Here is a 13,737-nt window from a genome sequence, read left to right as displayed (position 1 = left end):
CATGAGCCTGATCGTCTATTTCTCCAGCCGGTCGGAGAATACGCACCGGTTTGTTGAACGGCTTGGAATGCGGTCGAACCGCATTCCGATGGACGGTTCGGGCGGGTTGCAGGTGCGCGAGCCATTTGTGCTCGTCACGCCCACTTATGGCGGAGGCGGTTCCAAGGGCGCTGTCCCCAAGCCTGTGATCCGCTTCCTCAACGACGAGAGCAACCGCTCTTTCATCCGCGGCGTCATCGCCGCGGGAAACAGCAATTTCGGCGAGGCTTTCTGTATCGCCGGCAACATTATCTCCGCCAAATGTCAGGTTCCCTATCTCTACCGCTTCGAGCTTCTGGGGACCGATCAGGACATAGGCAATGTCAAAAACGGGATGGAACGATTTTGGACACGGCAGACACGACCCTGATCCGGGAGCGCGAAGCACGGCCAGTGCCGCAGCAGGATGCGGCTCCAGTGGCAATTTCCAGCAGCAAACCGCCAAAATCCTCGGACGGGCTGGATTATCATGCGCTCAATGCAATGCTGAACCTTTACGATGACGAGGGCAGAATCCAGCTTGACCGCGACCGGCAAGCCGCACGGCAATACTTTCTCCAGCACGTGAACCAGAACACGGTCTTTTTCCATAACCTGCGGGAAAAGCTCGATTATCTGGTAAACGAAGGCTATTATGAGCAGGAAGTGCTGGATCAGTATTCCTTCAACTTCGTGCGCGATCTTTTCGAAGAATCCTATGCAAAGAAATTCCGGTTTCCGACCTTTCTCGGCGCGTTCAAATATTACACCAGCTATACGCTGAAAACATTCGACGGAAAGCGCTATCTGGAGCGTTATGAAGACCGCGTCTGCATGGTGGCGCTGGCGCTGGGGCGCGGCAATGAACAACTCGCCCGCGATGTGATGGAAGAGATTATTTCGGGCCGTTACCAGCCTGCGACGCCGACTTTCCTCAATGCAGGCAAGAAGCAGCGCGGCGAGCTCGTATCCTGTTTTCTGCTGCGGATAGAGGACAATATGGAGTCGATCGGGCGCTCCATCAATTCAGCTTTGCAATTATCGAAGCGGGGAGGTGGCGTCGCCTTGAGCCTCACCAATATCCGCGAGGCGGGCGCGCCCATCAAGCAGATACAGAACCAGTCATCGGGCATCATTCCGGTGATGAAGCTTCTGGAGGATTCCTTTTCCTACGCCAATCAGTTGGGCGCACGGCAGGGTGCGGGCGCGGTTTATCTGCACGCGCATCACCCGGACATCATGCGTTTTCTTGATACCAAGCGCGAAAATGCCGACGAGAAAATCCGCATCAAAACACTGTCGCTGGGCGTCGTCATTCCCGACATCACCTTCGAGCTCGCGAAGAACAACGAGGATATGTACCTCTTCTCGCCCTATGATGTGGAGCGGGCGTACGGCGTGCCACTGACCGAGATTTCGGTGACCGAAAAATATCGGGAAATGGTCGACGACGCGCGCATCACCAAGAAAAAGATCAATGCTCGCGAGTTCTTTCAGGTGTTGGCGGAAATCCAGTTCGAATCCGGTTATCCCTATATCATGTTCGAGGACACGGTGAACCGCGCCAATCCGATCGACGGGCGCATCACCATGAGCAATCTATGCTCGGAAATCCTGCAGGTCAGCGAGGCAAGCACCTTCGGCGAAGACCTTTCCTATGAACATCTCGGCAAGGATATTTCGTGCAATCTGGGTTCGCTCAATATTGCAGCAGCAATGGCCTCCCCAGATTTTGGCAAGACCATCGAGACCTCCATCCGTGCCCTGACCGCCGTTTCCGACACGAGCCATATCGGTTCCGTGCCGTCGGTCGCTCGCGGCAATGATGAAAGCCATGCCATCGGTCTCGGCCAGATGAACCTGCACGGTTATCTCGCCCGCGAGCGGATTTACTACGGTTCGGACGAAGGCGTCGATTTCACGAATATCTATTTCTATACGGTCACCTATCACGCGATCCGCGCATCCAACCGGATCGCGGTTGAAACGGGCAAATCCTTCAAGGGGTTTGAGAAATCCAAATATGCATCGGGCGAATATTTCCGCAAATATACCGAGCAGCTTTGGCAACCGGCGACGGAAAAGGTTCGTGAACTCTTCGAAGAGGCTGGCATTGCCATCCCGACACAGGACGACTGGCGGGATCTGAAGAAAGCTGTGATGGAGGGCGGACTCTATAACCAGAACCTTCAGGCCGTGCCGCCGACCGGCTCGATCTCCTATATCAACCATTCGACCTCATCGATCCATCCGATCGTGTCGAAGATTGAAATTCGCAAGGAGGGCAAGATCGGCCGCGTGTACTATCCGGCAGCCTTCATGACCAATGACAATCTCGACTATTATCAGGATGCCTACGAGATCGGGCCGGAGAAGATTATCGACACTTATGCGGCGGCGACGCAGCATGTCGACCAGGGCCTGTCTCTGACACTGTTCTTCCGCGATACCGCAACCACTCGCGACATCAACCGCGCGCAAATCTACGCATGGAAGAAGGGCATCAAGACCATTTACTACATCCGCTTGCGCCAGATGGCGCTCTCCGGCACGGAAGTGCAGGGCTGTGTTTCCTGTGCCCTCTGACCACTGGTGATGACCGATGAATATTCAAATGAAGACCAAGCACCCGAAACCTGTTGCAGTGCGTGCGATCAACTGGAACCGCATCGAGGATGAGAAGGACCTTGAGGTCTGGAACCGTCTGACAGGCAATTTCTGGCTGCCGGAAAAGGTGCCGCTTTCCAATGACATTCAATCGTGGGAAACGCTGAAACCGCAGGAAAAGCAGCTGACGATCCGCGTTTTCACCGGACTGACGCTTCTCGATACGATACAGAACGCAGTCGGTGCAGTGAAGCTGATGGACGATGCGGTGACGCCGCATGAAGAAGCGGTGTTGTCCAACATCTCCTTTATGGAGGCGGTTCATGCGCGATCCTACTCCTCGATTTTCTCGACATTATGCCTGACGCCGGATGTTGAAGATGCCTATCGCTGGTCCGAGGAAAACGAGTTTCTGCAGCGCAAGTCCGCTCTGATACTCGATCAGTATCGTGCCGACGATCCGCTGAAGAAGAAGATTGCCAGCGTCTTTCTGGAAAGTTTTCTGTTCTATTCCGGTTTCTATCTGCCGATGTACTGGTCGAGCCGCGCAAAGCTCACCAACACGGCCGATCTCATCCGGCTTATCATCCGCGATGAGGCCGTGCACGGCTATTACATCGGTTACAAATTCCAGCGCGGATTGGATCGTTTGGGAGAGGAGCAGAAGCAGGAAATCAAGGATTTTGCCTTCGAGCTTCTCCTTGAGCTTTATGACAATGAAGTCCGCTACAGCGAAGCACTTTACGATGACGTGGGCTTGACCGAAGACGTCAAGAAATTCCTGCATTACAACGCCAACAAGGCCCTCATGAACCTCGGCTATGAGGCACTCTTCCCGGCGGAAGCGTGCAAGGTCAATCCGGCGATACTGTCCGCGCTTTCACCGAATGCAGACGAAAACCATGACTTTTTCTCCGGTTCCGGCTCGTCTTACGTCATCGGCAAGGCGGTCGCGACCGAGGATGAGGACTGGAGTTTCTGACGAGACTCTGGATTTGTTTTGGAACTGGAGCGCCGTGCGCCCATTCGGGCTTAAGGCGCCCACGCTCAAAACGCGAGTTTCGCGCAATCTACATCGAAAAAGTTCATTTTTCATTTGGCTTCTGTCACCGTCTCGTTACAAGGGAGGCTCGGGTGGAAAAGGGCTGAAAATGGACGTGCGGGGGCAGGGCAACAAGGATGTGCCGCTGGCAGTCGATCTGGACGGAACTCTGGTTTCGACCGATCTGCTGTGGGAGGGCATTTTTCTTCTTCTGAAGAAGAACATTCTGTTCGTCTTCATGTTGCCGGTCTGGCTGTTCTCAGGAAAGGCATATCTCAAGCAACAGGTAGCTGACCGCGTGACACTGGATGCTTCGCGGCTTCCGTATCGGGCAGAATTTCTGAATTTTCTGCGCGCAGAACATGCATCCGGGCGGATATTGGTGCTGGTGACGGCGGCTGCCGAGCCGCTGGGCAAGGCTGTCGCGTCGGAGCTTGGTATTTTTAACGCTGTCTATTCAACTTCCGCAGCGAAGAACCTCTCCGCAACAAGCAAGGCCGATCTGCTGGTGGAGCGCTATGGGCGACATGGGTTCGATTATGCGGGAAATGATCGCGAGGATTTGCCGGTTTTCGATGAGGCTCGACAAGCGATCGTGGTCGCGCCTGATCGGGCGGCGGCTCAGTTCCAGAAGCGAACGAGTTCTCAACTTTTCGATGCCGGGAAACCGACTCTCCGAACCTACGCGCGGATGCTGCGTGTTCATCAATGGCTGAAGAACCTGCTCGTCTTTGTTCCGGCTACTTTGGCTCATGATATAGTGAAGCTGGACGTGTTCATCGCCGTTTGTCTGGCGTTCGCCGCTTTTTCTGCGACAGCATCTGCAATCTATATCATCAATGACATTATCGATCTTCCGGTTGACCGGAGACATGCCCGGAAAAATCAGCGGCCCTTTGCGAGCGGACAGGTATCCATTCCTTTCGGCCTCGGTGTCGTGGCTCTGCTGCTGCTTTTGACTGCGTTCATCTGTTTCTTCCTGCCACCTGCTTTCACGCTTGCGATCGTCACCTATCTGGTTTTCACCACCGCCTATACATTTGCCTTGAAGCGCATGTTGCTGGGCGACGTGATTTGTCTCGCGGGGCTTTACAGCTTGCGTCTTTTGGGTGGGTCGGCTGCGTCCCATGTTCCGCCGTCTTTCTGGCTGATGGCCTTTGCCATGTTTTTCTTCCTTTCGCTGGCATTGGCGAAGCGCTATGTGGAATTGCAAGGCGCGATGGCGACGGAAAAGGACAAGATTGCCGGGCGAGGCTACCGCCCTGAAGACCGCGATATCGTCGGTCAGTGCGGGGTTGCCGCCGCATTTACCGCGGCACTGGTTCTGGCCCTTTATATCAACAGCGATGCGGTCAAGACCCTCTACACCTATCCCTGGCTGATATGGCCTCTCGGCCCGATGGTCCTCTACATGAACGTCCGCATATGGATATTGGCGCACCGGGGCGACATGGATGACGATCCGGTTCTCTTCATGGCCAAGGACTGGCGCAGTCAGGTCGTCATCGCGTTTGGCGCTGCACTGCTACTTGTGGCTGGACTGCGCTGATGGAACAGTCTTTCGACAGTTTCGGGCGTGTTGACCGGCGGCAGCGGCGCTTTCTACCGCTGGATCTGCTGGAGGCCGATTTCGCCGGTGCCTTGCCCGAAGGGGCGAGCCTGCTGCCGTTTGGAAATGGTCGTTCCTATGGTGACAGTTGCCACAACGATGCGGGCTTTCTCGCGCCCATGCAGGCCCGAAAGAGGATACTGCACTTCGATCCCGACACGGGATCGCTGACGGCCGAAAGCGGTGTGCTTTTGAGTGAGATCATCGCGCATGTCGCGCCGCATGGTTATTTCCTGCCCGTCACGCCGGGCACCCAGTTTGTCACACTCGGCGGCGCCATCGCCAATGACGTGCATGGCAAGAACCACCATCTGCGGGGAACCTTCGGGTGTCACGTCAAAGAGCTGGACTTGCGTCGCTCGGACGATGTTCATTACCGATGCTCCGATACGGAAAACGTTGATCTGTTTCACGCAACAATCGGCGGGATGGGCCTGACCGGATTGATCCTCCGCGCAACGATCCGTCTCATGCGCGTCGGTGGCCTCGATATTGAGGAAAAGATTCTGTCTTTCACTAATCTCGATTCATATTTCGATATGGCAGAAGCCGCGGATCGCGAAAATGAATATGCCGTTGCCTGGGTCGATCAACTTTCCGATGGCCGGGGCCTGCTGATAGTCGGCAATCATGCCGCCCGGCCTGCTGGCACATATATTTCGAGAGCGGCGCGGTTTGGTGTGCCTTTTGAATTGCCATTCTCGGCGTTGAACAGGGCAAGCGTGTCATTGTTCAATGCGGCCTATTTTCGGCGCAAGATGCTTCTGAAAACGGCGCATAGGGTGCCATATCAAAACTTCTTTTATCCCCTCGACAGTATCAGAAACTGGAACAGGCTTTATGGCCCGGCCGGCCTTTACCAGCACCAAAGCGTCATTCCCTCCGATGCAGCCCGAAAGGTCATTCCTGAGATGCTGGAGGCAAGCCGCTCTGCCGGGCAGGTTTCCTTCCTGACCGTGCTCAAACGTTTCGGATCGGTAAAGTCTCCCGGTCTCATGTCGTTTCCAATGCCGGGATATACACTGACCATGGATTTCCCCAATCGTGGTCAGAGAACGCTGGAATTACTGGACCGATTGGATCGGCTGACCGTCGAGGCCGGTGGTCGCATAAATCCCTACAAGGATCAGCGGATGAGCGCGGAGATCTTTGCTGCAAGTTATCCGCGCTGGCGTGATTTTGAGATTTTTCGCGACAGGGCTTTCAATTCCAATTTCTGGCGCCGCACGGCTTTGACGCTCGGTGAGGCAGGTTAGGAACCGTGATGAAATATATTCCCTTTATCCTGTTCACAGTCATGACCAATGCTGCGGCGCAGCTGATGTTGAAATATGGCATGCTGTCGCTCGGCCCGATCAGTTTTTCCGCTGAAACAATTATTCAGCGCATATTCCAGATCGTGTTCCACCCTTGGGTTTTTGCGGGGCTGCTGACCTTTGTGATCTCGATGGCATCGCATCTTTACGTGCTGTCGAAGACGGACCTTTCCTTCGCCTATCCATTCCTCAGTCTTGCATATGTGGCAGTCGCGCTCTTCGCCTGGCTTTTGTTCAAGGAGGAACTGGGTGCATACAAGATCGCTGGCATCGCATTCATCTGCATCGGGACGGTGCTGATCGCGCAAAGCGGCAAATCGTCCGAACCGCAGGCGGATACGGGTGTTAGCCAGCAGACACATGGTTGAACGGGGCGGTATGATGAGACACGTAATTTTCGGCGGCGATGGATTTGTCGGTCGCTATCTCACGCCCAAATTGCTCGCCGATGGTCATGAGGTCATTGTCGCAGATATCGTGAAAAGCGATCTGCCGCATTATGGTGACGCCGCTTTTGTCGCGACCGATGTAACCGATCCGGAAGCGATCCGCAGGTTAGGCATTCGCGCTGATGACGTGGTTTACAATCTGTCCGCCAAAATGCTCTCGCCAATACAGGTCCGTGCGAAGCGGCACGATTTCTTCTTTCCGGTCAATTATTACGGGACTGAAAACATCATCAGGGCAATGGATGTGGCTGGCGCGAGCAAGCTTGTCCATTTCACCACCGACATGGTGTATGGGCACACTTATACTTGGCCGCAGAAGGAAGACCATCAGTGCAAGCCGCTTGGCGAGTACGGGCTTTCCAAGCTGAAGACCGAAGAACTTGCCGTTGAGTGGCGCGAACGGGGCATGAATATTTGCCTGTTTCGTCCTCGTCTTATCATTGGTCCCGGACGCCTCGGCATTCTGGAAAAGCTGTTCAAGCTGATAGATAACAATTTGCCGGTCCCAATGATCGGTTCGGGCAGAAATCCCTATCAGTTTATTTCGGTGTTCGACTGCGCAGAGGCAGCGCGTGCCGCTTTCAAGGCTGGCGTCCCCAACGAGGTCTATAATCTCGGCTCGCTCAATCCGCCTCCCGTCCGAAAACTGCTCGGTGATCTTATTCGTCACGCAGGATCAAAATCCATTCTGTTGCCGACACCAGCCTGGGCGGTGAAGCGGACGCTAGATCTGCTCGACTGGATGAACATGCCGATCATGGATCCGGAACAGTATCTGATTGCGGACGAAATGTGCGTTCTGGATGTCTCTAAAGGTGAACGTGAGCTGGGCTGGGTGCCGCAATATCGCGATGAGGACATGCTGATTGCAGCCTATAGCGAATATCGCAGGAAAATCGGCGCAGCATCCTCGGGTGCTCGGGCTTTTGAAACGGCATAGGGGCAGAAATGACCAGGACCAACGCAACGCCAAAGCCGAAACTGCTGACCGTCAACGATGCAAAGGCGCTCGATCTGCCGCAGATTACGGAGCTTTTCACCGCCCACCTCAATCCGGGTCAGCTTCATTTCATGAAGCTGCTCGGCTTTCACAAGGTGAAGATCGAACGTGCCGAAGGCATGTATTATTACGATCAGAACGGGCGCCCTATTCTCGATTTCTTCGGCGGTTTCGGATCGCTGGCTTTCGGCCATAATCATCCGCGTATTCTCGAAGCACGTCGCCAATTCCAGGAAGAGATGCGCCACGAGATTGCGATCGCCTTCATGTCGCAATATGCGACCGCTCTTGCCTATGACATCGCGGCCTGCTCGCCGGGCGATCTGGACATGGTGTTTCTGGGGTCCTCGGGTTCCGAAGCCATGGAAGCGGCGATCAAGGTTGCCGAGCGCGCCGCCGGTCCGGACAAGCCGAAAATCGTCTATGCGGAAAACTCATTTCACGGGAAGACCAAGGGCGTTCTGTCCATCACCGATGGCGGGCTTTATCGCGGCGAATTCAAGCTTGTAGACAACACCGTTCGGGTACCCTTCGGTGACATTGCAGCCGTTGAAAATACGTTTCGCTCTGACCCTGATATCGGGGTGATCGTGCTGGAGACGGTGCAAGGTGGCGGCGGGATCATTCAGGCTGATATAGAATTCTGGCAGAAACTACGCGGCCTTTGCGACCAGTATGGTGTGATCTGGGTTGCCGATGAAGTGCAGTGCGGATTGGGGCGGACGGGGAAATTTTATGCTTTCGAGCATTATGGCGTCATACCGGACGTCACTGCGCTGGCGAAATCGCTGGGCGGGGGAAAGACGGCGATGGCCGCGATGATTGCCCGTCGCGACATCTATATGAAGGCGTACGGGTCGCCCAAGACAGCAATGATCCATGCCATGGCAACTTTTGGCGGTATCGGCGAAGCGTGCGTCACGTCGATTGAAGCCCTGAATGTCCTGTACGACGAACATCTCATCGATAACGCAGCCGATGTTGGGGATTATCTTCTGGAGAGGCTGCGCGACTTGCAGAGCCGCTATCCAGCGCTTGTGAAAGACGTGCGCGGGAAGGGGATGATGGTGGGACTGGAATTCCATGATTTTTCCCAGACCATGCCGGCTGTGTTGCGCCCTGTTCTGGGGATGCTGGATGAAAAGCTGAAAGGTTCGCTTCCCGGCTTCATCGGCAGCCATCTGCTGCGCGATCACGGCGTTCTGGTCGCCTTTACCGAGTATAATCGAAATGTCATTCGTCTCGAGCCGCCGCTGATCTGCGGGCGTGAGCACGTGGATGCGTTCATTAAAGCGCTGGATGAAGTGCTTTCACGCGGTATCGTCCGGATCGTCCGGGATTTCGTCAAGGCTCAGATCAGGTGATCTGTTTCTGATTACGGAGCAAGACCGGGACGAAGCAGCAAATCCCAACACGGGTTCAAAGCGATAGCCATTCGGTTCTGTAGCGCTTCCTCGTATATTTTTTGCAGGGCAAGACGATTGGTTGTCGTCGGACATTTCGGACGCAATATGCCATCGGTTGCTTCCAAAGCGGCTTTTGCTTCCTCAGACAGAGCAGGCACCGTTCGGAAAGGATCGTTGCCGATCTGGATATGTCGCGTGGCATCGCGATCCAATATCCAGGCGAACGGGTTAACGAAGTCCAGCGACATGATGCTTTGAAGGCGGATATTGTTCCGCATCTCGAAGGATTTCAGGTCCGTTATCATCTGGTTTGCAGAAAGCAGCCAGAAAACCTGAAAGTCGATTTCCGAATAAAGCTGCCAACTGGGTAGCTGCCCCTGTTTGGCCAGTGCGTCGTAGGCTGCATTGTTCTCCGGGTAATGGGACTGGAAAAGTTCTGCTCGCTGCAGGAAGTCGGGCCTGGTCAGCACCTGACCCAGGTTCTTCAATTGCGGCAATAACGGCTGAACATAAGTCGGGGCCACAGCGACGGCGCGCAAGGTCCTGTGCGCAACCTTGGCGAAAGTTGGAATGACGCAGAAAGCGGCCAGTACCGTGAAAGCGATCTTGAAGTTCTGGCTGCGAACCTGCACCCGCTGAAAGATCATGACCAAAACGGGCCAAAGAAAAATAAACTCCTGGCTTCCGGTGTTCTGTGTTTCAAGGATGATGCCGCCAAGAAGCCCGATAGCGAGCCAGACGGAACTCCTGTCGAAGAAACGGGTTTGTTCGCTGGTGGTTTGGTGCTGTTCCTTCCAGAAAAGGAGCAGGAAAAGAACTGAAGCTGGCAGAATGACGTCGAGCTTCAAGGATATGACCGTCAGGAACCGTGGGAGCAGAGCCTCTTCATTCAATGCTAACAACGTGGCGATATCGCATATATAAGCGCCGATAATCCCGTTATGCAGCTCAAGAACAGACAGCGCGGCTGATGCAACGGCCGTGGCTAGAAGAACATGGCGGACCGAGATCCGGCCAGCCAGAAGTGCTGCAAGCCCGAACAGTCCGCCTGCGAGAAAGCCGGTAATTTTCATCAGGAACAGGGCGACCATCGCCGCCGCGCAAAACAGGGCGAGCTTCGCACTATCACGCATGAACATCAGTCCACACATGAGAACGTAAAGCAAAAGCGATGTGTGGCGGTTATAAATACCGAAACCGTCCAAACCGGGATACGGATAAAAACTCTGCGTATTGGCCGGGAAGATCGCGAAAACCAGAAATGGGATAAGGATAAGAAATCCGGTTGTACGGTTCCGGGGGTGAAACTCGGCCAGCACTCCGATCATCAGCGGGGCCGCGACGATCAGTATGGACCACTGAACGAGCAGCAGCGGCTGCGCTTTGGGGAACAGGGATAGTCCCCATGCAAAAAGGTAATAGCCAAGCGGTCCGACCGGTGTGGAGAAATCTACATTGGGAGTTTGGCCCATCTTTATGCGCTGGGCCGCATCGAAATAGATGTAGCTGTCCCAGTACATGGGGCCGATAGGGGCATTAAGCTGCAACGACAGCAGTACGATCAGCAGGAGGAGCGCAAAGACGAGCCAGAACAGAGGTCCGCCTAACAGTGGCGCTTTTGCCATTTTGAAGGTCGTGCCGAAGAACATGAAACCCCACTCTCGTGCATCATGCGCAGAAATTATCGGCAAACCCTTAAAACTACAGAAATAGCGAGAGGCCGCTTATTCCAGCTTGATTTCAAAAAGGAAGAGGAGTTCCATAAATGAGAACGCCCACTGCACTGGGAGGAGGAGTGTGCAGTGGGCGGATTTATAAAGCGCGATTGGGAGGAGGAGTATCGCGCTTTGGGTTCGGTTTTTGGGAGGAGGAGTAAAACCGAACAAGCAAAAAATAGGAACATGGCGCGCCGCTTACAAGGGGCAACCTTGCAATGCAGATATGCATTTTCGGGTAGCTAAAAAGAAACCGCCCCGCAGCGGTCTAGCGCGCTGGGGCGGTACTCCCTCCTCCAAGTGGGACGAACAATAACCCCGCTCATGGAGAAAGCAACCCCATAATATAAATCTCTAATTTTCAGAAAATACAGAAATTTTTGTAGGATCGTTGGGTGGCCCGCACCCACAGATAAGCTAACATTGCGGCCTCGCTTATCCGGCATCTAATTGATTGGCTACGCGACGGCCAGCGGGGGAGCGTTCCGAAAGATAATGGCTTTCAACCTGTGGGCGATATTGTTCGGCGGATTTTCTAACAATGGTACAAAATGTCTATTTATTTTTGTCAAAGCTGTGATTAAGTTCCCCCATCTTCTTCGATTGGGGGCTTTCGGAGGAGATACGCCGCCTCAGCGCGTTCATTCGCTGCGGGGCGGTTTTTTATTTGGGTTTGTTGAAAGTGCATATCAGCAATGCAAGCTTGTTGATTGAGCGGGTGGGCCGAAGAGACTATTAAAAAGTCGTCCCGGCTTGCTCCTCCTCCCAAAAGCCGGGCCCGAGCGCGATACTCCTCCTCCCAATCGCGCTTACCGATCAAGTCCGCAACGCTCACCTCCTCCCGAGCTTTGCGGACTTTTTTGTATTCCGGTCACGTAATTTTTCAGGTTGGAACGTATTGTTAGTTCCAGAATCGCGGCTAACGTTACATTTTCATTGAGCGTGCACTCCTGAGAGCTCGCCCGCCTCGCGCCCCTAAGCCCCCCGCCCAAACGCGAGGCGGTTCCTTTTGAGCGGAACCTTCCCAAAGATTATATATTCCCTGCGTCTGGGAAAGGAATTATTCCGACGGGAACAGCCCTGTTCGACGGGACAGAACGCGCCGGAAGACTTCTGTTTCTCCGGCGGATTATACTCATTACTGTGCGGATTACATCGCTTCGACGAGCAGAAACAGGTGCAGTATGTTGCGTATTGCTTCCAGAACTATGGATTTCGTCGTGATAGTACAGGATGATGGCTCTTAGAGTGTCGGAATTTTTATAAATTAAATAAAATATACTTGTCGAATCGCAGCGTAAATTTTCATAATCTTCTTCTATACGTAAGATTTTCATTTTACCTGGCTAAATAAAATGTATTATAAATTTATAATACATTACGTAGCGTCACTTTTGATTGAAATTTAAGTTTATGTTTTTCTGCGTGGTCTTCTGTGGACGGTCGAAGAAACGGCAATTATCGCTCCAGTTATCCGTTTACAATGAAAAAGAAGCTGAGTCGCTTTCGAATCCAAGGCGCCTCTGGCTGTTCGAGCTGGCATGATGTTGCGTTCTGTGCCCGGCGACGGATTCCTTGCGGATAGTTGTACCTGATCGTCGGAAAGGAACGGTTTCTCCAACTTATGGGACCGTTCAGGCTTCAGAAATTAACTATCTGTTAACCATTGCGCATATAGACCGGATAAACCGTTTTTTAACCAAGATGAATCAAGTGCTAACACAGTCTCGTCCGATCCGCTTGAAAGGGAGGTCCTTTCTTGCGCTGGTCCTCTCGCCTGAATTGCCGCTCGATGGCTGGCTCGACAAGCTGGACGATCTTGCAGCACGTTCAGTTGGGTTCTTCCTCAATCGCCCGATCGTTCTCGATCTGGAGAATGTAGCGATTGAGCGCCCGCAACTGGTGCAGTTGCTTGAAGATCTGGTTAGCCGCGGTGTCTGGATCACAGGTTTTGAAAATGCGCGGCCCTCTCTTCTGGGGCCCGGAATGCCGCCAGCGATGCGTGGTGGTCAGCCTGCCGCCGATTTCGACCCGGAGATCGTGGAACCGAAACCGAAGGAACGTGCGCCGGCCGCGCCGGCATCGGTGCAGCTCGTCAAGGCGGTTCCTTCCATGGTCGTCACCGAGCCGGTCCGGTCTGGCCAGTCGATCTATTTTCCGGATGGCGATGTGACGATTGTCGGTTCTGTTGCATCCGGTGCGGAAGTGGTGGCTGGCGGCTCGATCCACGTTTATGGCGCATTGCGCGGCCGCGCGATGGCGGGAACCGCCGGTAACGCCGATGCGCGCATTTTCTGCCGCAAGATGGAAGCTGAACTCGTCGCTATCGATGGCCTCTACAAGACGGCGGAAGATATGGAGAGCAGGTTGCGCGGACAGGCGGTCCAGCTCTGGCTCGACGGCGACTATATGATGGCCGAAACGCTGGGCTAGCAAGTTCCCGATAGGGCTGAAATGTCCTCGGGAAACATATGTCCAAACTGATTTTCAGGCACGTTTGAGTGCCAAAAAGGAAAAGCAGAGCATCTCATATCCCGGGTAACGGATGCTTTGGGGGCGCGCGGGAGATACAGGA

The 13,737-nt window shown here is 54.1% G+C and carries 11 protein-coding genes; 10 read left to right on the top strand and 1 reads right to left on the bottom strand.

Annotation, left to right across the window (positions count from 1 at the left end):
• Window position 1 precedes the first annotated feature (1 nt).
• From nrdI to J9800_RS15650, 8 genes are all read left to right on the top strand, one after another.
• Complete coding sequence (gene nrdI / locus J9800_RS15685; protein WP_112586222.1) at window positions 2-409, top strand: class Ib ribonucleoside-diphosphate reductase assembly flavoprotein NrdI; 408 nt, start codon at window positions 2-4, stop codon at window positions 407-409.
• Window positions 385-2,604, top strand: a complete 2,220-nt coding sequence (gene nrdE / locus J9800_RS15680) for a class 1b ribonucleoside-diphosphate reductase subunit alpha (RefSeq protein WP_114215950.1) — start codon at window positions 385-387, stop codon at window positions 2,602-2,604. Before nrdI ends, nrdE begins: the two co-directional genes overlap by 25 nt.
• 16 nt (window positions 2,605-2,620) lie before the next feature.
• Window positions 2,621-3,607 carry a class 1b ribonucleoside-diphosphate reductase subunit beta gene (gene nrdF, locus J9800_RS15675; RefSeq protein ID WP_114215949.1) on the top strand — a complete coding sequence of 329 codons (987 nt, stop codon included), beginning with the start codon at window positions 2,621-2,623 and terminating at the stop codon, window positions 3,605-3,607.
• Window positions 3,608-3,776: 169 nt separating this feature from the next.
• Window positions 3,777-5,216: a UbiA family prenyltransferase gene (locus J9800_RS15670; RefSeq protein WP_114215948.1), complete on the top strand. Its 1,440-nt coding sequence runs from the start codon at window positions 3,777-3,779 to the stop codon at window positions 5,214-5,216.
• Window positions 5,216-6,532: an FAD-binding oxidoreductase gene (locus J9800_RS15665; RefSeq protein ID WP_114215947.1), complete on the top strand. Its 1,317-nt coding sequence runs from the start codon at window positions 5,216-5,218 to the stop codon at window positions 6,530-6,532. Before J9800_RS15670 ends, J9800_RS15665 begins: the two co-directional genes overlap by 1 nt.
• Window positions 6,533-6,540: 8 nt before the next feature.
• Window positions 6,541-6,960: an EamA family transporter gene (locus J9800_RS15660; RefSeq protein ID WP_114215946.1), complete on the top strand. Its 420-nt coding sequence runs from the start codon at window positions 6,541-6,543 to the stop codon at window positions 6,958-6,960.
• Between the two features lie 13 nt (window positions 6,961-6,973).
• Window positions 6,974-7,981 carry an NAD-dependent epimerase/dehydratase family protein gene (locus J9800_RS15655; RefSeq protein WP_114216120.1) on the top strand — a complete coding sequence of 336 codons (1,008 nt, stop codon included), beginning with the start codon at window positions 6,974-6,976 and terminating at the stop codon, window positions 7,979-7,981.
• Between the two features lie 8 nt (window positions 7,982-7,989).
• A complete protein-coding gene (locus J9800_RS15650; RefSeq protein ID WP_114215945.1) occupies window positions 7,990-9,405 on the top strand; it encodes an aspartate aminotransferase family protein in 1,416 nt (471 codons plus the stop codon).
• Window positions 9,406-9,416: 11 nt separating this feature from the next.
• On the opposite strand, the gene J9800_RS15645 is transcribed toward J9800_RS15650, so the two are convergent.
• Window positions 9,417-11,096 (bottom strand): hypothetical protein, encoded by a 1,680-nt coding sequence (locus J9800_RS15645; RefSeq protein WP_114215944.1) that lies wholly within the window; start codon window positions 11,094-11,096, stop codon window positions 9,417-9,419.
• Window positions 11,097-11,657: 561 nt separating this feature from the next.
• On the opposite strand from J9800_RS15645, the gene J9800_RS15640 reads away from it, so the two are divergent.
• A complete protein-coding gene (locus J9800_RS15640) occupies window positions 11,658-11,876 on the top strand; it encodes a hypothetical protein (RefSeq protein ID WP_162792655.1) in 219 nt (72 codons plus the stop codon).
• A gap of 990 nt (window positions 11,877-12,866) precedes the next feature.
• Window positions 12,867-13,595, top strand: coding sequence for a septum site-determining protein MinC (gene minC / locus J9800_RS15635; protein ID WP_112586204.1), 729 nt, complete (start codon window positions 12,867-12,869; stop codon window positions 13,593-13,595).
• Window positions 13,596-13,737 lie beyond the last annotated feature (142 nt).

Origin of the sequence: Ochrobactrum sp. AP1BH01-1, assembly GCF_018066705.1 — a bacterium.
Taxonomy (GTDB): domain Bacteria; phylum Pseudomonadota; class Alphaproteobacteria; order Rhizobiales; family Rhizobiaceae; genus Brucella.
Note: the sequence above shows the minus strand (reverse complement) of the source record. Positions and strands in the feature narration are given on the sequence as shown.

Coding starts and splice junctions, on each gene's coding strand:
- J9800_RS15665 (WP_114215947.1), top strand. CDS start 5,216: ATGGAACAGTCTTTCGACAGTTTCGGGCGTGTTGACCGGCGGCAGCGG.
- J9800_RS15670 (WP_114215948.1), top strand. CDS start 3,777: ATGGACGTGCGGGGGCAGGGCAACAAGGATGTGCCGCTGGCAGTCGAT.
- nrdI (WP_112586222.1), top strand. CDS start 2: ATGAGCCTGATCGTCTATTTCTCCAGCCGGTCGGAGAATACGCACCGG.
- minC (WP_112586204.1), top strand. CDS start 12,867: ATGAATCAAGTGCTAACACAGTCTCGTCCGATCCGCTTGAAAGGGAGG.
- J9800_RS15655 (WP_114216120.1), top strand. CDS start 6,974: ATGAGACACGTAATTTTCGGCGGCGATGGATTTGTCGGTCGCTATCTC.
- J9800_RS15660 (WP_114215946.1), top strand. CDS start 6,541: ATGAAATATATTCCCTTTATCCTGTTCACAGTCATGACCAATGCTGCG.
- nrdF (WP_114215949.1), top strand. CDS start 2,621: ATGAATATTCAAATGAAGACCAAGCACCCGAAACCTGTTGCAGTGCGT.
- J9800_RS15650 (WP_114215945.1), top strand. CDS start 7,990: ATGACCAGGACCAACGCAACGCCAAAGCCGAAACTGCTGACCGTCAAC.
- J9800_RS15645 (WP_114215944.1), bottom strand. CDS start 11,096: ATGTTCTTCGGCACGACCTTCAAAATGGCAAAAGCGCCACTGTTAGGC.
- J9800_RS15640 (WP_162792655.1), top strand. CDS start 11,658: ATGGCTTTCAACCTGTGGGCGATATTGTTCGGCGGATTTTCTAACAAT.